The sequence below is a fragment of the Nocardioides sp. genome (genome assembly GCF_030150155.1).
Lineage (GTDB): Bacteria > Actinomycetota > Actinomycetes > Propionibacteriales > Nocardioidaceae > Nocardioides.
This window is the reverse complement of record NZ_JASLGR010000059.1, coordinates 83,329-105,859: the sequence shown is the minus strand read 5'-3', so window position 1 is coordinate 105,859 and position 22,531 is coordinate 83,329. Positions and strand designations below refer to the sequence as shown.

21 protein-coding genes are annotated in these 22,531 nt (G+C 72.4%); 13 read left to right on the top strand and 8 right to left on the bottom strand.

Features of this window, described 5'->3' with window-relative positions:
- Window positions 1-38 precede the first annotated feature (38 nt).
- Window positions 39-614, top strand: coding sequence for a GNAT family N-acetyltransferase (locus tag Q1V88_RS17955; RefSeq protein WP_300682964.1), 576 nt, complete (start codon window positions 39-41; stop codon window positions 612-614).
- Here the strand turns inward: Q1V88_RS17955 and Q1V88_RS17950 are convergent.
- Together Q1V88_RS17950 and Q1V88_RS17945 are read right to left on the bottom strand one after the other, a co-directional pair.
- Window positions 611-1,498, bottom strand: a complete 888-nt coding sequence (locus Q1V88_RS17950; protein WP_300682963.1) for a MaoC family dehydratase N-terminal domain-containing protein — start codon at window positions 1,496-1,498, stop codon at window positions 611-613. The genes Q1V88_RS17955 and Q1V88_RS17950 overlap by 4 nt on opposite strands.
- Before the next feature lie 48 nt (window positions 1,499-1,546).
- Window positions 1,547-2,821, bottom strand: a complete 1,275-nt coding sequence (locus Q1V88_RS17945) for a hypothetical protein (RefSeq protein WP_300682960.1) — start codon at window positions 2,819-2,821, stop codon at window positions 1,547-1,549.
- Between the two features lie 133 nt (window positions 2,822-2,954).
- Here Q1V88_RS17945 and Q1V88_RS17940 point away from each other — a divergent pair, with 133 nt between their 5' ends.
- Window positions 2,955-4,271 (top strand): nicotinate phosphoribosyltransferase, encoded by a 1,317-nt coding sequence (locus Q1V88_RS17940; RefSeq protein WP_300682958.1) that lies wholly within the window; start codon window positions 2,955-2,957, stop codon window positions 4,269-4,271.
- Here Q1V88_RS17940 and Q1V88_RS17935 read toward each other — a convergent pair.
- Window positions 4,252-4,953, bottom strand: a complete 702-nt coding sequence (locus Q1V88_RS17935; protein WP_300682955.1) for a hypothetical protein — start codon at window positions 4,951-4,953, stop codon at window positions 4,252-4,254. The two genes, Q1V88_RS17940 and Q1V88_RS17935, sit on opposite strands and share 20 nt — an antisense overlap.
- Before the next feature lie 155 nt (window positions 4,954-5,108).
- Here Q1V88_RS17935 and Q1V88_RS17930 point away from each other — a divergent pair, with 155 nt between their 5' ends.
- From Q1V88_RS17930 to Q1V88_RS17895, 8 genes are all read left to right on the top strand, one after another.
- A complete protein-coding gene (locus Q1V88_RS17930; protein WP_300682952.1) occupies window positions 5,109-5,912 on the top strand; it encodes an AIM24 family protein in 804 nt (267 codons plus the stop codon).
- Window positions 5,913-6,016: 104 nt separating this feature from the next.
- A complete protein-coding gene (locus tag Q1V88_RS17925) occupies window positions 6,017-7,288 on the top strand; it encodes a GAF domain-containing SpoIIE family protein phosphatase (RefSeq protein WP_300682949.1) in 1,272 nt (423 codons plus the stop codon).
- A 64-nt stretch (window positions 7,289-7,352) separates the two neighbouring features.
- The gene (locus Q1V88_RS17920) at window positions 7,353-7,748 is read left to right on the top strand and encodes an ATP-binding protein (protein WP_300682946.1); all 396 of its coding nucleotides are present in this window, start codon (window positions 7,353-7,355) and stop codon (window positions 7,746-7,748) included.
- Window positions 7,739-8,050 (top strand): STAS domain-containing protein, encoded by a 312-nt coding sequence (locus tag Q1V88_RS17915; protein ID WP_300682944.1) that lies wholly within the window; start codon window positions 7,739-7,741, stop codon window positions 8,048-8,050. Before Q1V88_RS17920 ends, Q1V88_RS17915 begins: the two co-directional genes overlap by 10 nt.
- Before the next feature lie 47 nt (window positions 8,051-8,097).
- Entirely contained in the window at window positions 8,098-8,427 is a 330-nt protein-coding gene (locus tag Q1V88_RS17910; RefSeq protein ID WP_300682942.1) for an STAS domain-containing protein, read from the top strand.
- Window positions 8,424-8,843, top strand: a complete 420-nt coding sequence (locus Q1V88_RS17905; protein ID WP_300682939.1) for a hypothetical protein — start codon at window positions 8,424-8,426, stop codon at window positions 8,841-8,843. The genes Q1V88_RS17910 and Q1V88_RS17905 overlap by 4 nt, the downstream gene beginning before the upstream one ends.
- Before the next feature lie 7 nt (window positions 8,844-8,850).
- Entirely contained in the window at window positions 8,851-9,666 is an 816-nt protein-coding gene (locus Q1V88_RS17900) for a sigma-70 family RNA polymerase sigma factor (protein WP_300682937.1), read from the top strand.
- A 102-nt stretch (window positions 9,667-9,768) separates the two neighbouring features.
- Window positions 9,769-11,319 (top strand): FAD-binding protein, encoded by a 1,551-nt coding sequence (locus tag Q1V88_RS17895; RefSeq protein WP_300682935.1) that lies wholly within the window; start codon window positions 9,769-9,771, stop codon window positions 11,317-11,319.
- Between the two features lie 70 nt (window positions 11,320-11,389).
- Here Q1V88_RS17895 and Q1V88_RS17890 read toward each other — a convergent pair whose 3' ends face one another.
- Together Q1V88_RS17890 and Q1V88_RS17885 are read right to left on the bottom strand one after the other, a co-directional pair.
- Entirely contained in the window at window positions 11,390-12,541 is a 1,152-nt protein-coding gene (locus tag Q1V88_RS17890) for a Rieske 2Fe-2S domain-containing protein (protein ID WP_300682932.1), read from the bottom strand.
- Between the two features lie 119 nt (window positions 12,542-12,660).
- Window positions 12,661-13,431: an IclR family transcriptional regulator gene (locus Q1V88_RS17885; RefSeq protein WP_300682929.1), complete on the bottom strand. Its 771-nt coding sequence runs from the start codon at window positions 13,429-13,431 to the stop codon at window positions 12,661-12,663.
- 146 nt (window positions 13,432-13,577) lie between these two features.
- Between Q1V88_RS17885 and Q1V88_RS17880 the strand changes: the two genes are divergently transcribed.
- Together Q1V88_RS17880 and Q1V88_RS17875 are read left to right on the top strand one after the other, a co-directional pair.
- Complete coding sequence (locus tag Q1V88_RS17880; RefSeq protein ID WP_300682926.1) at window positions 13,578-14,339, top strand: CoA transferase subunit A; 762 nt, start codon at window positions 13,578-13,580, stop codon at window positions 14,337-14,339.
- The gene (locus Q1V88_RS17875; RefSeq protein ID WP_300682924.1) at window positions 14,336-15,007 is read left to right on the top strand and encodes a 3-oxoacid CoA-transferase subunit B; all 672 of its coding nucleotides are present in this window, start codon (window positions 14,336-14,338) and stop codon (window positions 15,005-15,007) included. Before Q1V88_RS17880 ends, Q1V88_RS17875 begins: the two co-directional genes overlap by 4 nt.
- On the opposite strand, the gene Q1V88_RS17870 is transcribed toward Q1V88_RS17875, so the two are convergent.
- On the bottom strand, window positions 14,969-16,204 hold the full coding sequence (locus tag Q1V88_RS17870) for an MFS transporter (RefSeq protein WP_300682920.1): 1,236 nt from the start codon (window positions 16,202-16,204) through the stop codon (window positions 14,969-14,971). The two genes, Q1V88_RS17875 and Q1V88_RS17870, sit on opposite strands and share 39 nt — an antisense overlap.
- Window positions 16,205-16,285: 81 nt before the next feature.
- On the opposite strand from Q1V88_RS17870, the gene Q1V88_RS17865 reads away from it, so the two are divergent.
- Entirely contained in the window at window positions 16,286-17,206 is a 921-nt protein-coding gene (locus tag Q1V88_RS17865; protein WP_300682918.1) for a LysR family transcriptional regulator, read from the top strand.
- Here the strand turns inward: Q1V88_RS17865 and Q1V88_RS17860 are convergent.
- Together Q1V88_RS17860 and Q1V88_RS17855 are read right to left on the bottom strand one after the other, a co-directional pair.
- Window positions 17,186-17,971, bottom strand: coding sequence for a DNA-formamidopyrimidine glycosylase family protein (locus Q1V88_RS17860; RefSeq protein WP_300682915.1), 786 nt, complete (start codon window positions 17,969-17,971; stop codon window positions 17,186-17,188). The two genes, Q1V88_RS17865 and Q1V88_RS17860, sit on opposite strands and share 21 nt — an antisense overlap.
- Window positions 17,964-22,514 carry a DEAD/DEAH box helicase gene (locus tag Q1V88_RS17855; RefSeq protein WP_300682913.1) on the bottom strand — a complete coding sequence of 1,517 codons (4,551 nt, stop codon included), beginning with the start codon at window positions 22,512-22,514 and terminating at the stop codon, window positions 17,964-17,966. The genes Q1V88_RS17860 and Q1V88_RS17855 overlap by 8 nt, the downstream gene beginning before the upstream one ends.
- Window positions 22,515-22,531: the final 17 nt, after the last annotated feature.

Below are 22,531 nucleotides of genomic sequence, written 5' to 3'. Positions count from 1 at the left end.
TCACCGTAGCGGTGGGCGGCGCCGGTTACGTTGGCGAGGTGAGCCCCACGCAGCCCCCTTCCGACGCGACCGTGCGCCTCCGGCCGGCCGAACCACGGGACGAGTCCGCGATCCTCGACCTGATCGACCGCCACCGGGGCGTCGGGCTCTCGGCGCGCGAACGTGCCGAACGCGGCTTCGTGCAGGGCGAGTGGACGCCGGCGACCCTCGCCGCGCTGGCCGACGGGCCGGGGATCTGGGTCGCCGAGGAGGCCGGCACCCTGGCCGGAGTGGCGATCAGCTCCGCACCGGGAACGGTCGGCACCGGGCCGGCCGGGGAGACCAACCGGGTCGCCGCCGAGGTGTTCGGCCCGGGCCGCTACTTCCTCTACGGCCCGGTCGTGGTGGACGAGGCCTTCCGGGGACGCGGGATCCTGCGCGGGCTGCTCACCCGGCTGCTGGAGGCCAACGTGACGACGTACGCCGTCGCGGTGGCGTTCATCGAGAGCACCAACACCCTCTCCCAGACCGTCCACGCCCGGCTCGGCTGGCGTCGCATCGGCGGGTTCGCCCTGGGGGAGCGCAGCTTCGACGTGCTGGGGCTGCCGACGGACCCCGACGGGACCCTCTCCTAGTCCTCGACCAGCACCGTGGCGGTGCCCGCGAAGAGGACCGTCCCGGACTGGTTGCGGGTGGTGACGGCCAGGTCGACGACCCGGCCCTCGGGGGTCGGTGTCTCAGCGGTGATCCGGGTGGTTGCGACCAGCCGGTCGCCGGGCCAGGCCTGACCGGTCATCCGCCCGCCGAAGGCACGCACCGCGGCATGGCCGAACCGATCGGTGACGCCACGTCCGCTCATCCCCATCGTCAGCATCCCGTGGGCGAAGACGCCCGGGTAGCCACGTTCACGGGCATAGAGCTCGTCGGTGTGCAGCGGCGCGAAGTCCCCCGAGGCCCCGGCGTACATCACCAGCTGGGCGCGGGTGAGCTCGGTGGTGAGCACCGTCTCCCACCCCTCGCCCGGCAGCGGGGTGCCCCTCTCGGTGACGGCCGGCGCGCTCGCCTCGGCGGGGCGCTGCTGCACGTGGGCCTGCACCCACCGGGCCGTGGCGACCAGGTCGCCTGCCGGGGTCCGGTAGTCGGTCAGGGTCTCGGCGAACCGCATCGTCCCGACCCGGCGCCCTGACTTCTCCCAGGCCGCTCCCGGTCGTGCCTCGGCGACCAGGACCTGGCCGGCGCGGACGGGCTGGTGGAAGGTGAAGTGCTGCTCCATGTGGAACCCGATCGGCGGGTTCGGTCGCGGGTCGTGGGTGCCGAGCCACGGTTGTCCCGGACGGGGGCGCCGGGGGAAGTCGGGATCGAAGTGGTCGGCGGCCATCAGGAACGTCGGCGGGGCGACCAGGGCGTCGACGGTGCCGTCGGCGCACAGCCGGCCGATCTCGTCGTACGCCGGCGTCTGGTCGCCGATCGCGCGGGCGAACTGCATCAGGTGGGTGCCGTGGACCACCAGTGTGAACATGTCGACTCCTGGAATCGGTTGCACCCGGGCGGGTGCGGAGCCGACACGCTAGCGACGGGCGTGGGCGCGGCGAGCCCAGGTTCCGCTGGATGGAGCGACGCTGAGCCGGTAGGCCCCGACCGACCCGTAGGCCGAGTAGGTGTCGTAGAGCCCCGAGGAGTTCTGCCGTCGGGTGCTCTGGTTGCCGCTCGGCGCGACGTCGACGGTGTAGCGGTGGCCCGCCTCGACGGTGAGGGTGAGGCCGGCGCCCAGGCCGGTGACCCACTGGCCGAGGGCGTCGGAGCCGTTGCGCGGTGCCGCGGTGCCGACCACCCGCCCGGTGTCGTCGGTCACCCTCATCCGCAGGTCGAGGTCGGGGGCCAGGCCGGTCGGTGCGGCGGTGATCCGGACCGTCCGGGTGCGCCGGCTCGGCGCGAGCGTATAGGTGTCGACCTGGCTGGCACCGGTGACCATGCCGTACGTCGTGGCGCCGACGCTCAGCGTCGACGGCCCGCGCCGGGCCGTGCGGGTGGGGCCCAGCACGGAGCGCAGGATCGCCATGTCGTCCTGGCCATGGTGCCCACCGGCGTACCGGCCATCGCTCCACTGCGTCATCGGAGCGAACGACGAGGCTCCCATGATCGGCGCCCACAGGCCCTGGCGCTCGTAGTACTCCGAGGAGCCCAGGCCCTGGTGGACCAGGCCGAAGGTATGCCCGGCCTCGTGGCTGATCGCGTTGCCGATGCCCAGGCCGGTCAGGCTGGCCGGGTCCTGCGCGGAGAGCCCGAGGTCGCCGGTGATCACCCAGGCCGGGGTGCCCGGCGTGCTGACCCGGTCCGCGGAGCCCAGCCAGGCGTTGCCGCCGCAGCCGCACCCGGTCATGGTCGGGACCTGGTCGGTGATCATCACCCGGGTGCCCCAGGTGTCGTCGGCGGCCGAGGAGCGGGAGATCGCGTCCGCGGGGGCCGGGGCTGTGGTGACGTTGATGTCGAAGGGGGAGTAATCCTGGGCCACGGTCGCCCAGGCGGCCTGGATCGCGCCGAGCTCCAGGCGGGAGAAGTGCGCGGTGTAGGCGTCGAGGCTGAACGGCGCCACGGTGATGGCGGCCGCCTGAGCGGTGGTGTTCCAGTACGTCCCGGTGACGGTGCCGCCGAGGAAGTCCAAATAGAGGGTGTGCTTCGATCCCGGCGCCGAGCTGAGCGCGAACGTCCTGTCCCACGCCGCGACCGGGGCGGCCGTGGACGGTGAGGCCGTCCCGACAGCACCGAGCGAGCCGGCGAGGAGCGCTGCGCCGACGCTCAGCGCGACGACGGCACGGTGGTGACGCGCGCGGCGAGTGGTCATGGTTCGACGCTCAGGCCGCCCGCGGCCCCGGGACGCGGCGGTGCGACGGGTTACCCAGCTTGGGCGAGAGCGGGTTTACCGCATCTGGGGGATGACGCTGGTGTGCGGGGGAGCAGGCACTAGGTTGAGGCGCGTGGGAACCACGAGACGGGCCGTGACGCCGGCGATGATGACCGACCGCTACGAGCTCACCCAGCTGGAGGCGGCGCTGCTGGACGGCACCGCCGACCAGCCCGCGGTCTTCGAGCTCTTCACCCGCTCCCTCAAGCCCGGACGCGGCTACGGCGTGCTGGCCGGACTCGACCGCTTCCTCGACGCCCTGGACGGGTTCAGCTACACCGAGGAGGAGCTGGCCTTCCTGGAGGAGGTCGGAGCGATCGGCCCGGCCGCCCGGGCTTACCTCACCGGGTGGCGCTTCACCGGTGACATCAGCGGCTACCGCGAGGGCGACCTCTTCTTCGCGCACTCACCGGTGCTGACCGTGGAGTGCTCCTTCGGCGACGGCCTGCTGCTGGAGACCCTGGTGCTGTCGATCTTCAACCACGACTCCGCGGTCGCCTCGGCCGCGGCCCGGATGGCCACTGCCGCCGCCGGGCGGCCGATGATCGAGATGGGCTCGCGTCGTACCGAGGAGAGTGCCGCGATCTCGGCGGCGCGGGCGGCCTACCTGGTCGGGTTCGAGTCGACCTCGAACCTCGCCGCCGGCTTCCTGCACGGCATCCCGACCAGCGGCACCGCGGCGCACGCCTTCACCCTCGCGCACGACACCGAGGCGGCCGCGTTCGACTCCCAGTTGGCCGCCCTCGGACTGGGCACCACGCTGCTGGTCGACACCTACGACATCGAGGCCGGGATCGTCCATGCCGTCGAGGCGGCCCGTCGGCTCGGCGCCGTCGGCCCCGGCGCGATCCGGATCGACTCCGGCGACCTCGACGTCGTCGTGCACGCCGCTCGACGCCAGCTCGACGCCCTGGGCGCCTGGGAGACGAAGATCGTCGTCACTAGCGACCTCGACGAGTTCAGTATCGAGGAGCTGAGCGCCGCCCCGGTCGACGTGTACGGCGTGGGCACCTCGGTCGCCACCGGCTCGGGCCATCCCACCGTCGGGTTCGTCTACAAGCTGGTCTCGGTCGCCAGCGAGGGCACCACCGACCAGCACCCGGTGGCCAAGCGCTCCAGCGGGAAGGCCTCGGTCGGCGGCCTCAAGTCGGCCTGGCGCGAGTACGACGCCCACGGCACGATCAGCGCCGAGCGGTTCGTCGTCACCGACGAGCTCGATCACGACCGCCCCGGAGCGCTCCAGGTCCGGCTGGTGGTCGACGGCCGGCGGGTGGCGCACAGCAGCATCGACGCGATCCGTGCCCATCACCAGCACGCCAAGGCCGGCCTCGACGAGGTCGACCTCGGACTGAAGGTGAGCGAGCCGCGGATCAGCGCGGCCCCGGCCTGAGCCACTCCCGCAGCACCCATTCGGCCTGGGTGAGCTGAGCGGTCGGGACGAACTCGCCGGCAGTGCGGGCCACGGTCGGGTCGCCGGGTCCGAAGGTCACCGTCGGGAGGCCTTCGGGGGCCGGCGGCGTCGGAGCGGTCACCAGGGGAGCCTCGCTCAGCGCCGCCAGCCGCTGGACCGCCGGGTGGGAGGCGGCCTCGGGCGAGGCCTGCACGGTGAGGTCGGTCGGGGCGAGCAGTAGCGCCAGGTCGCCCTGGAGCAGCGCCGGGGGTACGTCGGCGAGGGTGTCGCCGGGGTGGAGCACCAGGGTCACGTCCGGACCGGCGCTGCGCGCCCCCAGGGCGATGGCGGTCTTGAGCAGTGCTGCCAGTCCGCCCTTGACGTCGCAGCCACCGACGCCGAAGAGCCGGCCCATCTCGACGAACGCCTGTTCGTTGTCCAGTGGTGCGCTGGTGCCGAGGTGGCCGGCGATCACCAGGCGCTCGCGATGACCGGTCGCGGTCCTAGCCACGACCGTGTCGCCGGTCCGGGTGACGTTGAGGTGGGGCAGGGTGCTCAGTGCCTGCTCGACCGAGTCTGCCAGCCCGCCCTCGTCGCCGCTGACCGACCCGATGGTGATCAAGCCCATCGTCAGCGACACCACGTCGAGTGGGAGTGGCAGTGGCATCACGAAGTCGTTCACACCGGCCACTGTCGCAGTCAGCCTGGCTCCGAGGCGGCCCGGCGCGGCCACGTTCACCGAACGTACGTCCACTCGACGTGTCCACGGCGCCTGGGGGTCGCTGTGCGGGTGGGTGAGGCGGCGGAGCGTCCCGGGGTGCATGTCAGAATCGGCGGGTGACGCTCAACGTGCAACTCGTCGGATCGACCACCCAGATGGCGATCGTGACCCTGCAGCCCGGCCAGGTGGTCTACAGCGAGGCCGGGAAGTTCCTGTTCTCCTCGGCCGACGTCGAGATGGAGACCAAGCTCTCGGCACCCGGGGAGGAGAGCGGCGGCGGGATGGGGGGTCTGCTCCGTGGCGCCGTCTCGGCCGGACGCCGGATGATGACCGGCGAGAGCTTCGCCGTGACCCACTTCCACAGCAAGGGCGGCGACGGACTGCTCGCCTTCGCCGGTGTCATCCCGGGGGAGATGCGGGCGATCGAACTCGACGGCAAGCAGACCTGGTACGCCGAGAAGGACGCCTTCATCGCTGCCGAGGCCGGCGTGCACCAGGGCATCGAGTTCTCCGGCTTCGCCCGTGGCCTGATGGGCGGCGAGGGTTTCCTGCTGCAGAAGTTCACCGGTGTCGGCACCCTGCTGGTGGGCAGCTCGGGCGACTTCATCGACATCAACCCGGCCGACTACGGCGGTGAGCTGAAGGTCGACACCGGCTGTGTCGTGGCCTGGGACGACAACATCACCTACGGCGTCACCAAGGTCGGGCGCCTCAACCGCCAGGGCGCGATGAACGCCCTCTTCGGCGGCGAGGGCTTCACCCTGGCCACGCTGCGCGGCAACGGCCGCGTGATCCTGCAGTCGACCACCCTGGCGGGCCTGGCCACCGCCCTGGCCAAGAGCGCCCGACTGTCGGGAAGCACCCAGAACGGCAACACCGGCTTCGGTGCCATCACAGGCATCTTCGGAGGCAACGAGTAGTCACGGGGTCGTGAAACGGCCGCGGAGTCGAGTAGGGTCCACGTCACAGGCGGAGTCGGCTCCGCCGGGCGACAGCACGGGACGAGGTGCGGATGAGACCACCGGTGGCACCGCAGGTGGCCGGCAACGTTCCGGTCCCGACACCGGGCGAGCCGGTCACGCCCCCGGCGTTCGCCATCGCGGCGACCAAGGACACCCCGGAGCTGCGCCGCCTGCTCGCGGGCATCCGTGACCAGCTCGGCGCCGACACCCTGACGCTGCTCCTGCTCGACCACCAGCGCACCGTCCTGGAGCCGGCCGCGACGATCGGCCTCGACCCGACCCTGCGTGGCGCCCGGCCGGTGCCGCTCGGCTTCGGCTTCGCCGGGCGGGTCGCCCAGAGCCGCCAGGTGGTGCTGCTCGCCGAGGTCACCGCGGACCAGGTGATCAACCCGGTCCTGGTCGCGCACGGGCTGCGCACCCTGCTCGGCGCCCCGGTGATGGACGGCAGCGAGCTCGTCGGCGTGGTCCACGTCGGCTACCTCGACCCGCGCCAGGTCTGCGACGAGGACCGTCGCACCCTGGCCGGGCTGGCGACCACGCTCGGCGACCTGCTCCGGCAAGGGAGCCAGAGCTCGGACAACACCGCGGCTCTGGTGCTGCAACGCAGCCTGCTGCCGGCCGCACCGGTCAGTCCGCCGGGGATCGAGCTCGCCGCCCGCTACGTCCCTGCCGACGGCGACCTCGGTGGCGACTGGTACGACGCCTTCGAGCTGCCCGGCCAGCGGCTCTGCCTGGTGATGGGCGACGTCGTCGGTCACGGCCTCCAGGCGGCCATCGTGATGGGGCGGCTGCGCAGCGCCCTGCGTGCCTACGCCCTCGACCACGACACCCCCGACGAGGTGCTCACCCGGCTCGACCGCAAGATCTGCCACTTCGAGCCCGACGTGCAGGCCACCGTCCTGGTGGGCATGGCCGAGGCGCCGTACGACGTGTGGCAGTTCAGTGCCGCCGGTCACTTCGCGCCCTTCCTGGCGACCCCCGACGGTCCGGGCGAGGCGGTGCCGGTGCCGCACGACGCGCTGCTCGGGGTGATGCCCGACGTCCGGCGTCGTGCCACCGTCGTCTCCGTGCCCGAGGGTGGACGGCTCTGCCTCTTCACCGACGGCCTGGTCGAGCGCCGCCCGACCTCCGACCAGTCTGCCGAGGAGCTGCTCGACCAGGGCTTCGCCCGGCTCTCGGCCGCCCTGGCCGCGCCCGGGGACGCCGAGATGAGCTGCATCAGGGTGCTCACCGGTGTGGTCGGCGACGCGGTCGCCGAGGACGACATCGCCGTCCTGATCGCCCAGCGCCAGCAGGCTCCTGACGCCGGTGGCGACCTGCCCGAAGTTGTTTGATCCCACCGCGGTCCGGGGACAGCACTGCGGGCCGGCCGGTCCCACGGACAGCGAGGAGGTGCACATGACGGCGCTGGGAACCTCCGCCGTGCTGGAGCACCATCCGCGGTCGGTGGGCCTGGCGCGCGGGCTCGTCGCCGACCTGGTCGCGGACCTGCCGGTCGACACCGCTGCCGACGCCGTGCTGCTCACCTCCGAGCTGGTCACCAACGCCGTCTGCCACGGCGGCCCCACCATCGAGCTGTCGGCAAGCCTGAGCGAGGACGGCGTCACGGTGGCCGTCTACGACGACGGGGCCGACCTGCCGATCATGTCTGAGGCCCGGCCCTCCCTGGAGGCGGTCTCGGGGCGCGGCCTCCAGATGGTGCAGCAGGTCGCCCGGGAGTGGGGCGTACGCTTCGATCGCTCTCGTGCGGGCAAGACGGTGTGGTTCGAGCTGGGGAGGGCCCGATGGAGCTGATCATTGAGCGGCGCGGCGTCGCCGAGGGTCCCGACGGGGTCCGCCTGGAGCTGATCGGAGCCCTCGACCTCGTCACCCGCGACACCTTGGTGGAGGCAGGGCGGGACCTGCTCGCAGGCGGCAGTGATCTGACTCTGGACATGGCGCATGTGACCTTCATCGACTCCACCGGGATCGGCGCCCTGATCGCCTTGCACAAGAGCGCGCGAACCGGCGGCGGTACGCTGCGGATCGTGCGACCCTCGACGTGCGTCACCCGGATCCTGGAGGTGACCGGCCTGGCCGGCACCTGGTCCACCTAGCCTTGAGCAGCACCGCCCGCTTTCGCCCTCACCCTCAAGGAACAGCAGTGCCCTTCTTCGAAGCCCGCTCCCAGGCCGACGCCACCGACGGTGTCCGGCTGGTGGTCACCGGTGACCTGGACCTGGCGACCGCGCCGCGCCTGACCGAGGTGGCCCGTGCGGCAGTGTCCAGTCCCGGCGACATCGTCACCCTGGACCTGTCGGGGGTCACGTTCCTGGACTCCACCGGCCTCGGTGCCCTGCTCGACCTGCGCAAGAAGGTGGTCGGTGCCGGCGGACGCGTCCAGGTCGCGGCCCAGTCACCGGCCGTCGCCCGGGTGCTCGACCTGGCCGGCCTCACCGAGCTCTTCGGCGTCGCTGCCCAGGACGACGCGTGAGCACCACCGCGGACCAGAACGCCGAGGAGGGCTGGCCGGCCGCGTTCAGCACGCTGACGGTGCCTGCCCACCGCGACTTCGTCGCCACCGTGCGTGGCCTGGCACGCTCCTCGGCCGTGACGGCAGACCTCAGCCTCGACGACGTCGAGGAGCTCCAGATCGCCGTGGACGAGGCCGCCACCCTGCTGCTGCCGCTGGTCGACCCGCAGGCGCGCTGGCTCCGCGCCCGGTTCGACGTCGCCCCCGGCCTGCTCCGTACGACGCTGTCGCTGGGCTGCCGCGCCGGGGCACGGATCGACCGCGAGAGCCTGGCGTGGGTGATGCTGACGGCGATCGACCCCGGCGTGGTGGTGCACGAGGACGACGGTCACGTCAGCATCGAGATCGTCGGCGGGCACCCGGACAGCGTCGGGTGAGCGTGCTGTGAGCGCCTCCGGCGAGCGGTCGTCCGAGCGGCGCGACCGCACCGACCAGCTGTTCGCCGAGCTCGTTGTGCTGCACGCCGACGACCCCGCCCGGGAGCGGGTCCGGGCCGAGCTGGCCGACCTCAACCTGCCCCTGGTCCGCCACCTGGCCGGACGGTTCGCGTCGTGGAGCTTCGCCCTGGAGGACGCAGTGCAGATCGGCTCGGTGGGGCTGGTCAAGGCGATCGACTCCTTCGAGCCGGCCCGGGGCCATGCGTTCTCGGCGTACGCCGTGCCCAAGATCGTGGGGGAGATCCGACGCTACCTGCGCGACTCCCACCGGATGGTGCGGGTCCCACGCCGTACCCACGAGCTGCAGAGCGCCGTCGTGGAGGCCCGGGAGGCGCTGACCCAGGAGCTCGGCCGGTTGCCGGCGATCTCCGAGATCGCCGAGCGGATCGGTGCCGAGCCCGACGAGGTCGTCGAGGTGGTGGAGAGCTTCAGGGTCCGCGAGACCCGCTCCCTCGATGCCGGCGCCGGGCCCGACCGGAGCATGGTGGACCCCGAGCTGGTCGCGGCCCTGGCGTACGAGGAGCGCGGCTTCGCGACCTCGGAGTGGCTGCTGGACCTGCGCGAGGCGCTGGCCGACCTCAGCGACCAGGAGCGCCTGATCCTGTCGCGGCGCTTCGGTGCCGAGCTGAGCCAGAGCGAGATCGCCGCCGAGATCGGGGTCTCGCAGATGCAGGTGTCGCGGCTGCTGCGCCGCACCCTGGACCGGCTTCGTCGGCGACTCCTCGCCGACGACCCCGAGGCCGGCCGGCGCTCGGGAACCTGAGGAATCCCAGAACCTGTTCCAGTCGGTGGGACCTCGGCCCGCGACCAGCCCGCCGCGCTGGTTCGCTGAGGCGGAACGGAACGTCCCGATGGAGGAGAAGACGTGAGCACCGAGATTCACCACGACCTTGACTGCGACATGCTCGTGGTCGGCAGCGGCGGAGGTGCCCTCACCGGCGCCCTGATCGCCGCCTCCCGCGGCCTGCGGGTCATCGTCGCCGAGGCGAGCGAGTACTTCGGTGGCACCACCGCGTACTCCGGCGGCGGCATGTGGCTGCCGCTCAACGCGGTGCTGCGCCGTGACGGCAACGTCGACTCGGCCGAGGCGGTGGCGGAGTACTTCCACTCGATCGTCGGCGACCGCACCCCGCGCGACCTCCAGGACGCCTTCCTCGACAACGGTGCTCCGCTGGTCGACGAGCTGGAGAAGCTGGAGCCGATGGCCTTCCAGCAGCTGCCCTGGCCCGACTACTTCGGTGCCGCCCCGAGCGCCAGCGCGCACGGGCGCCACATCATCCCGCAGCCGCTGACGCCCGAGGAGCTCGGCGCTCTGCGCGACGTGCTGCGTCCGCCGCTCGGTGTCGAGCGCGCCGGCCAGGAGCTCCCGCCGCACGTCGGCGGCGGCCAGGCCCTGATCGGTCGTCTGCTGCTCGCCCTGGACCGCTTCGACAACGTCACCCTGCTGGCGAACGCCACCTGCGACGAGCTCCTCGTCGACGGGGGTCGGGTCGCGGGCGCCGTCGTGGAGACCGCGGAGGGCCGGGTGCGGATCAACGCCGCCAAGGGTGTCCTCATTGCCGCGGGCGGCTTCGAGCGCAACCAGGAGCTGCGTGAGCAGTACGGCGTCCCCGGCAACGAACGCGACAGCATGGGCGCCCCGGCCAACGTCGGCAAGGCGCTCACCGCGGCGCTGGCCGTCGGTGCCGACACCGACCTGATGGACCAGGCCTGGTGGTCGCCGGGGATCACCCACCCCGACGGCACCTCCAGCTTCTCGCTGTGGCTGACCGGTGGCATCTTCGTCGACGGCCAGGGTCGCCGCTTCGTCAACGAGTCGTGGCCCTACGACCGTCTCGGCCGCGCCATCATCGACCTGATGGACGCCGGCGAGATGAGTCTGCCGTTCTGGTTCGTGTACGACGACCGCGACGGCGTCACGCCGCCGGTGCGGGCCACCAGCGTCCCGGTCGGCGACGCTGCCGACTACCAGGCGGCCGGCCTGTGGCACTCGGCCGACACCCTCGAGGAGCTCGCCGCCACGATCGGCGTACCGGCGCAGACGCTGGTCGAGACGGTGGCACGGTTCAACGAGCTGGCCGCTGCGGAGAAGGACGACGACTTCGGCCGTGGCGACGAGCCCTACGACCGGGCGTTCAGTGGCGGCAAGTCGCCGCTGGTGCCGGTGGAGAAGGGGCCGTTCCACGCGGCTGCCTTCGGCATCTCCGACCTCGGCACCAAGGGTGGCCTGCGCACCGACGCCGCGGCCCGAGTGCTCGACGCGCAGGGCCAGGTGATCGAGGGTCTCTACGCCGCGGGCAACTCGCAGGCCGCGGTCAGTGGCTACGTGTACCCCGGCGGTGGCAACCCGATCGGTGCCTGCATGGTGTTCAGCTACCTCGCCGCCCTCGACATGGCCGGGGAGTCGGGTCGCTGACCTGATCTCCTCCACGACGTCCCAGGGGCGCTGAACCGATGTCGGTTCAGCGCCCCTGGTGTCGTGCGGGTCAGGCGTCCTGGGTACGGGCGATGTTCTCGGCGACCTCGCGCCGCCAGGCCTCGTTGGGCCGGGAGGTGTCGATCTCGAACTCGAAGCGCTCGACCATCTCGGGGGTGACGTCGGCGACGTCGACGTAGAACTGCTCGTACCAGCGGCGCAGCTGGTAGACGGGACCGTCCTCCTCGCACAGCAGCGGGTTGTCGATCCGGGTCTTGGTCTTCCAGATCGCGACGTCCTGCTCGAAGCCGAGCCGGATGAAGTCGCCCTGGCGCTGGGCCATCGCCAGGGCGGTGGCGTCGTCGACGCCCTTCTCCTTCTTCACCATGACGCCGTACTGCAGGACGAAGGAGTCGTTGTCGATCGGGTAGTGGCAGTTGATCAGGACGCTGGGCACGTCCTCGCCATCGGAGTAGTGGTACGTGAGCTCGTCGATCATGAACGAGGGGCCGTAGTAGGCAGCGGTCGACGAGTTGCCGATCGTGACCCGGGCACCCCCGGAGTCGCGCTTGCCGCGGATGTCCTCGCGGCCCTCGCCCTTCATGAACTGGGCCGACACGTGGCCCTCGAAGACGTTCTTGAAGTACGTCGGGAAGGAGTAGTGCACGTAGAAGAAGTGCGCCATGTCGACGTTGTTGTCGATCAGCTCACGGCAGTTCGCGCCCTCGATGACGGTGGAGTACCAGACCCAGTCGCTCCACTCCTGTGTGCCGTAGCCCTCGATCCGGGGGATGTACTGCGCCGGGTCCGGGGCATTGCCCTCCGGGTCGTTCCAGACGAACAGCATGCCGTCCTGGACCATCGTCTCCCAGGCGGCGGTCCGGGCCCGCAACGGCACTCGGCGGGCGTACGGGATCGCCTTGCACCGACCGTCGCCGCCCCACCGCCAGTCGTGGAACGGACAGGCCAGCTCGTTGCCCTTCACGGTGCCCTGCGACAGGTCGGCGCCCATGTGACGGCAGTAGCCGTCGAGCACGTTGACGTGGCCGTCCTCGCCGGCGAAGACGACGAGCTTCTGGCCGAACGCGTTGATCTGGTGCGGGGTGCCGTCGGCGAAGTCCTTCTCCAGACCCAGGCAGTGCCAGCCGCGGGCGAACCGGGTCGGTGCGGCTCCGGTGTCGATCGTGCGAACCTCGGTGTCGTTGTCTCCTGTGACGCTCATCTGCTTCTCCATCTCTGCCAGCGGGACTCATCGAGTGTGGGTCGGCGCAGATGTCGGCTACGTCACACGATCCCACTCACTGGAAGTGGTGCTCCGCAACTGCGACAGGCTCCGGAGGGCTACCTCCAGATAGCGCGAGGCTCGCGCAGGGCCAGCGAGAGCTCATGGGCCGCCGACATCAGCAGCCGGCCCAGGTCGGGCTGCCGGTCGGGGGAGAAGCGCTGCTCGACGCCGGTCACGCTGAGCGCGCCGACCGGCCGGTCCCGTTCGTCCACCACGGCCGCCGCCATCCCCCAGGAGCCCTCGACGATCAGGCCGGGGTTCACCGCGTAGCCCTGGCGGCGGGTCTGGTCGATCCGGGCACGCAGCGCATCGACGCCGTGCTCGGGGCCGAAGGCGCTCAGGTCGGCCTGGGTCAGATAGGTCTCGATCTCCGTCTCGGGCAGGAAGGAGAGCACCGCCAGCCCGGCCGAGGCGACTCCGAGGGGGAAGCGGATCCCCTCGCGCAGGACGTGGCTGCGCAGCGGATAGGTGCCCTCCTCCTGGACCAGGCAGACCGACTCGTTGCTGCGCCAGACCGAGTAGAACGCGCTCTCCGAGGTCTGCGCCGCGAGCCGGCGTACGAAGGGCAGGGCGGTCTGGGTGACGTCGTAGCGGTGGCCCGCCGAGAGCCCCATGAAGAAGAGCGCCGGGCCCAGCAGCCAGCGGGCCGAGGGCTCGTCGCGGTCGACCAGACCCTCGCCGTGCAGGTCGCTGAGCAGCCGGTGCGCCGTGGACCGGTTGAGGTCCGCGCGGCGCGCCAGCTCGGACGTGGTGGCCCCCTCCGGCTCGCAGGCAGCGATCGCGCGGAGCAGGAGGGCGGTCTTCGCGACGACGTTGAGGGCGGCCATGCCGCTCACCCTAGCGTTCGTTCAGCGAACGGTAGGGGCCGTGTGATCTCGCTCTGTGCGCGGTTCGGCGGCGGTGGGCGTTCGTTCCTTGACCGTGGCCGGTCGACGCGGTGGTATCGGAGGAGCACTCGCTGCGAGGAGGAACGATGGACAAGGTAGTGGCCTCGGCGGCCGAGGCGCTCGCCGACATCACCGACGGTGCGCGGCTCGCCGTCGGTGGCTTCGGGCTGTGCGGCATCCCGTCGGTGCTGATCGGGGAGGTGCTGCGCTCGGGCGTCCGGGACCTGGAGACGGTGTCGAACAACGCCGGTGTGGATGACTGGGGCCTGGGCCAGCTGCTCTCGGCCGGTCGGCTGCGCCGGGTGGTGGCGTCGTACGTCGGGGAGAACAAGGAGTTCGCGCGGCAGTACCTCGCCGGGGAGCTTGAGGTCGAGCTCACCCCGCAGGGCACGCTCGCCGAGCGGATGCGGGCCGGCGGCTCGGGGATCGCGGCGTTCTACACCCGCACCGGCGTCGGCACCCAGGTCGCCGAGGGCGGGATGCCCTGGAAGTACGCCGCCGACGGCTCGGGAGACGTCGAGATCGCGTCCCCGGCCAAGCCGACGGAGGTCTTCGACGGCCTGGAGTTCGTCCGTGAGCGGGCGATCGTCGCCGACGTCGGCCTGGTCCGGGCCTGGAAGGGCGACCGGCACGGCAACCTCGTCTTCCGCGAGGCGGCACGCAACTTCAACCCGCTGGCAGCGATGTGCGGGGAGGTCACCGTCGCCGAGGTCGAGCACCTGGTGGAGCCCGGCGACCTCGACCCCGATCAGATCCACCTGCCGGGGGTCTACGTGCATCGGGTGGTCGAGCTGACCCCGGAGCAGGCAGCGGAGAAGCGGATCGAGAAGAGGACGGTGCGGGCATGAGCTGGACACGCGACGAGATGGCGGCCCGCGCGGCCGCCGAGCTCGCCGACGGGGACTACGTCAACCTCGGGATCGGGCTGCCGACCCTGGTGCCGAACTTCGTCCCCGACGACGTCGAGCTGGTGCTCCAGTCCGAGAACGGCATTCTGGGCACCGGCGCCTATCCCGCCGAGGACGAAGTCGACCCGGACCTGATCAACGCCGGCAAGGAGACGGTCACGGTCCGGCGGGGCGCGTCGTTCTTCGACTCCGCGCTCTCCTTCGGGATGATCCGCGGCGGCAAGATCGACGCCGCGATCCTGGGGGCGATGCAGGTCTCGGCCGCGGGCGACATCGCCAACTGGATGATCCCCGGGAAGATGGTTAAGGGGATGGGCGGTGCGATGGACCTGGTCCACGGCGCCCGCAAGGTGATCGTGCTGATGGAGCACGTGGCCAAGGACGGGTCGCACAAGATCGTCGAGAAGTGCACCCTGCCGCTGACCGGCAAGCAGGTGGTGCAGCGGATCATCACCGACCTGGCCGTCATTGACATCACCGCGGACGGCCTGGTGCTCAGCGAGCTGGGCCCCGGGGTCAGCGTCGACGAGGTCCGCGCGGCCACCGGACCGGCCCTGAGCCTGGCGCCGTCAGTGGGCGGGCAGGACCAGGGGACGGGTGTGGCGTAGCGCCATCGTGAGGCCGGCCGCGATCAGGAGCAGTACGACGACCAGCGTGGCCGGCCCCGCCCATCCGGCCTGCGCCCAGGCGGCGCTGCCCAGGTTGCCGAAGACGGCGGCCCCGACGTAGTAGGTGAACAGGTAGAGCGAGGCGGCCTGGCCGGTGCTCGCGCCCAGGGCGTGCGAGCGGGCGACCACCCAGCCGCTGGCCAGGCCGTGGAGGCTGAAGAACCCGACGGTGAGCAGCGCGATGCCGACGATGATGGTGGGCAGCGACGAGGTCAGGGTCAGGGCGATCCCGACCAGGCCGAGCAGACAGCCGACCGGGGCGACGGCGCGCTGGCCGAAGCGGTCGGCGGCACGCCCGGTCATCGCCGAGCTGGTCGCCCCGAACGCGTAGAGCAGGTAGATCAGGCTGAAGCCGCCCTCGGTGAGGTGGAACGGCGCCGAGGTGAGCCGGAAGCCGAGGGAGTTGAAGGTCGCGCTCAGCACGCCCATCCCGCACGCCCCGATGCCGTAGAGCGCCAGCAGGGCCGGGTCGGCCAGCGCCCGTCGGGTCTGGGCCAGCAGGTCGGGTGCGGTGGTGGGACGAGGGACGAAGTTCCGCGAGCGCGGCAGGGTGAACGCGACGGCGACCGCACCGGCCAGGGCCAGCACGGCGGCGGCCCCCATCGCCCAGCGCCACCCGCCGAGGTCGTCCATCGGGGCGGTCACCAGCCGACCCGCCATCCCGCCGATGGCGTTGCCTCCGATGTAGAGACCCGCGGCCCGGGCCTGCACCGAGGGGTGCAGCTCCTCGCGCAGGTACGCCGTCGCTACCGCCGGCAGGCCCGCCAGGGTGATCCCCTGGAGGAGTCGGAGCACGACCAGCACATGCCAGGACGGTGCGAACGCGCAGGCCACGGCGATCAGCGCCGAGGTCCACAGCGAGAGGTGGATCATCCGGGTGCGACCGATCGCCTCGGACAGGGGACCGGCGACCAGCAGGGCGACCGCGAGGCCGGCGGTGGTGACCGAGAGGCTCATCGCGCTCTGGGCGGGGGTGATCGCGAACGCGTCGACGAAGGCGGGGAGCAGTGCCTGGGTCGACCAGATCAGGACGAAGGTCGCGACGCCGGCGGCGAAGAGGGCGATCAGGACCCGTCGGTACTCGGTGCTGCCGGGGAGGTAGCCCTCGAAGGGCTCGGTGGTGCTGGACGGTGTCACCCATCCACTGTGAACCTGGTCGGGCGATACGTCGAATGGTGAATCCGTTGCGATCCCATGCGTCGGACGTATGGTGAGTCCATGCTGATCCGGGACTTCGAGTGGCTGATCGCCCTAGCCGACCACGGTCAGGTGACCGACGCCGCCGCCGTGCTGCGCGTGAGCCAGCCGACCCTGTCCCGGGCCCTGGCCCGGATGGAGGAAGAGCTGGGCACCCGCCTCTTCGAGCGCGTCCCCGCCGGACTGGTGCCGACCCCGGACGGGGTGGCGGCCGTGGCCGCGGGGCGTGCGGTGGTGGGGCGCTACGGGCAGCTGGTCAGCGAGCTCGGGGCGCGGCGTGATCCTGACGGTGGCGTCGTACGGCTGGCGTTCCTGGACTCCACGGCCACCGCGTTGGTGCCGCGCCTGCTGGGTGGGTTCCATGCCGAGGCCCCGCGCATCCGGGTCGTCTTGACCCAGGGGCCCGGCCACGAGCTGCTCCACGCTCTGGAGGCGGGGGCGGCCGAGCTGGCGATCACCTCGACGCGTCCCGTCGGTGATTACGGCTGGCACGTCATCGAGCGCGAGCGGCTGGTGGTGATCGTCGGCCCCAGCCACCGGCTGAGCCGACGCAAGCGGGTGCACCTGAGCGAGGTGGTCGGCGAGGACCTGATCACCACGCCGACCGGGTTCGCCTACCGGTCCACCGTCGACGACCTGCTCGCTGCGGCAGGCGTGGCGCTGCGGATCAGCTTCGAGAGCGGCGACCTGCTCGCCGTCGAGGGGCTGGTCGCGGCCGGGCTCGGCATCGCGATCGTGCCCGAGCAGATCGCCGGCCGCACCGGCAGCGTGCCGCTGACCTTCGCCTCGCCTCCGGCCCGCCGCACCATCGGGGTGACCTGGCGGACCGACCGGCCGTTGGTAGCGCCGGCGGCGCGGCTGCTGGAGTTCATCAGGTCCGTGGGGAACCCGGATCTCGGCGGTGGTGAACCCGGAAGTCGGCTAGGGGAGGGGCTGACATGAGGGACAGAAGTCGACGATCCGCTCCTGCCCCGCGACGCCGTGATGGGTGCGCTCGATCGGGGTGCCGCAGCGGCGGCACTGCTGGTGGAGGCGACCGTAGACCCAGGTCTGCTCCCCGGTGCGGCGGTTGCCGGTGGTGGTGCGCGGCGGTCGCTCCTTGTTCAGCTCCAGCATCTGGTGGGCGCGGCGGACCAGCCGCGGCAGTCGCGGCACCGCACCGATCGGGGTGGCCGGGTGGACGCCGCTGGTGAAGCACAGCTCGGCGCCGTAGATGTTGCCGATCCCGGCCAGGTTGCGCTGATCCAGCAGTGCCTCCATCACCGGCCGGTCCGGGGCGGTGAGGAGACGGCGTACGGCCTCGTCGGGGTCCCAGTCGGGACCGAGCAGGTCCGGGCCGAGGTGCCCGACGACCCGGTCCTCCTCGGCGGTGGGGAGCAGCTCGACGATGCCGAGGGTGAAGCCGACCGCCACGGTCCGTTCGGTGGAGAGCACCACCCGGGCCTGATCGGCCAGCCGCCGCCACCGCTGGCCCGCCGCGTAGACGTGCCAGGCGCCCTCCATCTTGAGGTGCGTGTGCAGGGTGATCCCGGCGTCGGTGCGGGTGAGCAGGTGCTTGCCCCGGCTGATCGTGCCGGTCACCGTCTGCCCCGCCAGGTCCGCGGTGGCGTGCTGCGGCACCCGCAGGTCCGACCGGGTCAGACGCTGGCCGCTCAGCGAGCGCTCCAACAGCCGCGCGGTCTGGAAGACGGTGTCGCCCTCAGGCACGCGCGCTCCCGCCGTAGCGCCGCAGACCCTGAGGAGTCACGGTGAACCCTGCCGCGTTGAGGGCCTCGCGCAGCGGCGTGAGCGGCCCCCCGAGCAGGTCGACGCCGTCGGCGCGGGAGATCACGACCTTGCCGAGCGCGTCGCGGTCGATCCACACGCTCAGCGCCCGCACCGCCAGGGTCAGGACCGCGACGTCGGCGGACCACGACAGCAGCGTCTTCGCGCCCCGCTCGACGTAGAGCACCAGCCGGCCGTCGACCAGCACCACCACCGCGCCGGCCTTGCGCCCGGGGCGGTGGCCGCTGCCCTCGGGCCAGGCCAAGGCGGCGCCGTACGGGTTGGCCGGGTCGGTCGCCGCGAGCACGACCACCTGCGGCGAGGCCGAGGTGCCGAGTACCGGCTCGGCGAAGGTGCGCAGCCGGTCGACCCCGCCGACGGTGCTGAACTGCGCGGCCCCGAGCCCCTCGACGAAGTAGCCGCGCCGGGCCCGGCCAGTTTCCTCGAACGCTCCCAGGACCTTGTACGCCGCCGCGAAGCCGCCCGGCACCCGCTCGCTCTGCACCGCACCACGGGTGAGCACGCCATGACGCTCCACCAAGTGCTCGGCCATCGCGTGGGCGCGTCGGGTCGGATCGGTCTCGACCGAGGGCAGCAGCGTCCAGCGCCCCGCCGTCTCGGGCAGCCCGGCCCGCATCGGCATCCGGCCCGGGCGCGGTGCGATCCGGGCCCGGGAGGGTCCACGCCGCCGCGGTGCGGCCCGCCCGAGGGTCCGGGTCCCCGCCCGGGTGATCGCCCGCAGCGGCGCCAGGGTGTCGTTGCTGAGCGTCCCCGCCCAGACCAGGGACCAGAGCGTGGCCGACAGGTCGGCTTCGCTGTGCGACCCGGTCAGGTCGGCGACGCCGTCGAGCACCTGGCGGAAGAAGAAGCCGCCCCCGCCGGCCAGCACCTGGATCACGGCGTCGGCGCGCGCCGTGCCCTCGTCGGTCTCGCTGAGGGCGGTGGGCACCGGCAGGGTCAACGACGCCTCCTCGGCCAGGTGCAGGCTGATCCAGCCGTCGCCGCCGGGCAGGGTGCCGTGTCCGGCCCACAGCACCTCGCCGCCGGCCATCAGCTCGTCGAGGAAGGCGGGTTCGTAGTCCCGCACCCGGGCGGGGAGCACGAACGACTCCAGGGCGCTGGCCGGGACGGCGTACCCGGCCAGCTGGGTGACCACGTCGAGCACCGCGTCGATGCCGTGCAGTCCCCGCGACCCACCCGAGCCACGGCCGTCGGGATGGGCGTCGGCGACGGACTGCCACGGCGGCAGGAAGCGGCCCAGGGCGTCGGGCGGGACCGGCTCGACCTCGTGCCGCAACCGCGCCAGCGACCGGCGCCGCAACGTCCGCAGCACCTCGGCGTCGCACCATTCGGCCCCGGAGCCGGCCGGCCTGAACTCGCCTTCGAGGACCCGGCCCGCGGCAGCCAGGCGACCCAGCGTGTGCCGTACGACGGCCACGCCCAGGCCCAGCCGGCCCGCGACGTCCTCGGTGGTGAACGGCCCGTGGGTCCGCGCGAAGCGGCTCACCAGATCGGCGAGCGGATCGGCCACCGGGTCGGTGAAGGCGCTCGGGGTGCCCGGTGGCACCGGCACGCCGAGTCCGTCGCGCAGCCGGGCGACGTCCTCGATCACGGCCCAGGCGTCCACGCCGCCGACCCGGACCTCGACGACCCGCCGGGCCTCGGTCAGGTCGTGCAGCCAGGCGGCGACGGCGCCGCCGTCCTCACAGCGGGCGGTGACCTCGGCGGTGGTGAGCGGGCCGAGCAGTCGGAGCAGGTCCACGACGCCCTCGAGGCCGCGGGCACGGCGCCCGGGTGCCAGCCGTTGCAGCTCGGCCTCGACCTCGGCCAGCACCTCAGGATCGAGCAGCTCGCGCAGCTCGGCCCGGCCCAGCAGCTCGGCCAGCAGGCCCTGGTCCAGGGTCAGGGCGGCCGCCCGGCGCTCGGCGATCGGGGCGTCGCCCTCGTACATGAACTGGGCGACGTAGCCGAACAGCAGGCTCCGCGCGTACGGCGACGGCGCCGCGCTCTCGACGTCGGTGAGGGTGAGCTCACGGCGCTCGATGCGCCGCATCAGGCCCAGCAGCGCGGGCAGGTCGTAGACGTCGTGCAGGCACTCGCGGACCGCCTCCAGCACGATCGGGAAGGTCGGGTAGCGGGCGGCGACCTCCAGCAGTGCTGCGGCACGCTGTCGCTGCTGCCACAGCGGCGAGCGACGGCCGGGATCACGCCGCGGCAGCAGCAGCGCCCGTGCCGCGCACTCGCGGAACCGCGATGCGAACAGTGCCGAGCCACCGACCTCGGCGGTTACCAGGGCGGCCAGCTCATCGGGGTCGAAGACGACGATCTCGGCTGAGGGCGGCTCGGCATCGGTGTCGGGGAAGCGGATCACGATGCCGTCGTCGGCAGCGACGGCCGGGGCCTCGATCCCGTAGCGCTCGCGCAGCCGGGCGCTGATCGCCAGCGCCCACGGGGCGTGCACCGGCATCCCGTAGGGCGAGTGCAGCACCAGCCGCCAGTCACCGAGCTCGTCGCGGAAGCGCTCCAGCACGATCTGGGTGTCGCTGGGCAGCACCCGGGTCGCCTCGGCCTGCTCGTGCAGGTAGGCGAGCAGGTTGTCGGCGGCCCAGGCGTCCAGGCCGTCGTCACGGGCACGGCTGAGGGCCTCGGCCTCGGGCAGGGCGACCAGGTCGCGGGTGAATGCACCGATCGCCTCACCGAGTTCGACCGGACGCCCCAGGCTGTCGCCCTTCCAGAACGGCAGCCGTCCGGGGACTCCGGGGGCCGGCGTGACCAGCACCCGGTCGGCGGTGATCTCCTGGATCCGCCAGCTGGTCGCACCGAGGGCGAAGATGTCGCCGACCCGGGACTCGTAGACCATCTCCTCGTCCAGCTCGCCGACCCGGCGACCCTGCCCCTCGCCGACCAGGAAGACACCGAACATGCCGCGGTCGGGGATGGTGCCGCCACTGGTGACGGCCAGGCGCTGAGCGCCGGGCCGCCCGGTCAGGGTGCCGGTGACCCGGTCGTAGACCAGCCGCGGTCGCAGCTCGGCGAACTCGTCGGAGGGGTAGAGCCCACTGAGGAGGTCGAGGGTGGCGTCGTACGCCGAGCGCGGCAGGTTCGAGAACGGTGCCGAGCGCCGCACCAGGTCGTAGAGCTCCTCGACCTCCCAGGTCTCCAGGGCGGTGATCGCCACGATCTGCTGGGCCAGCACGTCGAGCGGGTTGGCCGGCACCGCGAGTGACTCGATCGCCCCTGTGCGCATCCGGGCCACCACGACAGCGGTCTGGGCCAGGTCGCCGCGGTGCTTGGGGAACAGCACGCCGTGGGAGACCTCGCCGACCTGGTGGCCCGCACGCCCGACGCGTTGCAGTGCGCTGGCCACGCTCGGCGGGGACTCGATCTGGACGACCAGGTCGACGGCGCCCATGTCGATGCCGAGCTCTAGGCTGCTGGTCGCGACCACGGCGGGGAGCCGGCCGCGCTTGAGGTCGTCCTCGATCTGGGTGCGCTGCTCTTTGGAGACCGAGCCGTGGTGGGCACGGGCGATCACGACCTCGTCCTCGACCGCTGCGCGTTCGGTGGCGATCTCGTTGAGGCGGGCGGTCAGCCGCTCGGCCAGTCGCCGGGAGTTGGCGAAGACGATCGTGGAGGTGTGGGTCTGGATCAGGTCGACGACGCGTTCCTCGACGTGCGGCCAGATCGAGGCCGTGCGGACCGGGTCGTGACCGGGGGCGTCGGGATCCTCGGCCTCCAGGCCGCCGGGCGCGGTCATGTCCTCGACCGGGACGACCACGTCGAGCTCCCAGGTCTTGGCCGCCGGGGGAGCGACGATCTCGACCGGGGCGGCCCCGCCGAGGAAGCGGGCCACCTCCTCGGTGGGGCGCACCGTCGCCGAGAGCCCGATCCGCTGGGCGGGTTGGGGCAGCAGTGCGTCGAGGCGTTCTAGGCTGAGGGCCAGGTGGGCGCCGCGCTTGGATCCTGCCACTGCGTGCACCTCGTCGAGGATCACCGTCTCCACGCCGCGCAACGCCTCCCGGGCCTGGGAGGTCAGCATCAGGAAGAGGGACTCGGGGGTGGTGATCAGGATGTCGGGCGGATGGGCGGTCAGGGCGCGCCGGTCACCGGCAGGGGTGTCACCCGAGCGCACCCCGACGCGTACGTCGGCCACCGCGGTGCCCTCGCGCTCGGCGGTGTGCCGGATCCCGGCCAACGGTGCCCGCAGGTTGCGCTCAACGTCGACGGCGAGGGCCTTGAGCGGGGAGATGTAGAGCACCCGGCAGCGCAGCCGCTCCTCCTCGGGTGGGGCGGTGGTGAGCAGCCGGTCCAGGCTCCACAGGAACGCGCTGAGGGTCTTGCCGGAGCCGGTCGGTGCGACCACCAGGGCGTGCCGGCCCGCCCCGATCGCCTCCCAGGCGCCGACCTGGGCCGGGGTGGGGGCAGCGAAGGAGGCCTCGAACCACGCCCGCGTCGGGGCGCTGAAGGAGGCGAGCACATCGGGCACCGGGGGCACAGTGGCCA

Excerpts from the sequence above, each read along its gene's own strand:
- Q1V88_RS17950 (WP_300682963.1), bottom strand. The coding sequence starts at position 1,498 with ATGTTCACACTGGTGGTCCACGGCACCCACCTGATGCAGTTCGCCCGC.
- Q1V88_RS17945 (WP_300682960.1), bottom strand. The coding sequence starts at position 2,821 with ATGACCACTCGCCGCGCGCGTCACCACCGTGCCGTCGTCGCGCTGAGC.
- Q1V88_RS17920 (WP_300682946.1), top strand. The coding sequence starts at position 7,353 with ATGACGGCGCTGGGAACCTCCGCCGTGCTGGAGCACCATCCGCGGTCG.
- Q1V88_RS17915 (WP_300682944.1), top strand. The coding sequence starts at position 7,739 with ATGGAGCTGATCATTGAGCGGCGCGGCGTCGCCGAGGGTCCCGACGGG.
- Q1V88_RS17890 (WP_300682932.1), bottom strand. The coding sequence starts at position 12,541 with ATGAGCGTCACAGGAGACAACGACACCGAGGTTCGCACGATCGACACC.
- Q1V88_RS17885 (WP_300682929.1), bottom strand. The coding sequence starts at position 13,431 with ATGGCCGCCCTCAACGTCGTCGCGAAGACCGCCCTCCTGCTCCGCGCG.
- Q1V88_RS17880 (WP_300682926.1), top strand. The coding sequence starts at position 13,578 with ATGGACAAGGTAGTGGCCTCGGCGGCCGAGGCGCTCGCCGACATCACC.
- Q1V88_RS17875 (WP_300682924.1), top strand. The coding sequence starts at position 14,336 with ATGAGCTGGACACGCGACGAGATGGCGGCCCGCGCGGCCGCCGAGCTC.
- Q1V88_RS17865 (WP_300682918.1), top strand. The coding sequence starts at position 16,286 with ATGCTGATCCGGGACTTCGAGTGGCTGATCGCCCTAGCCGACCACGGT.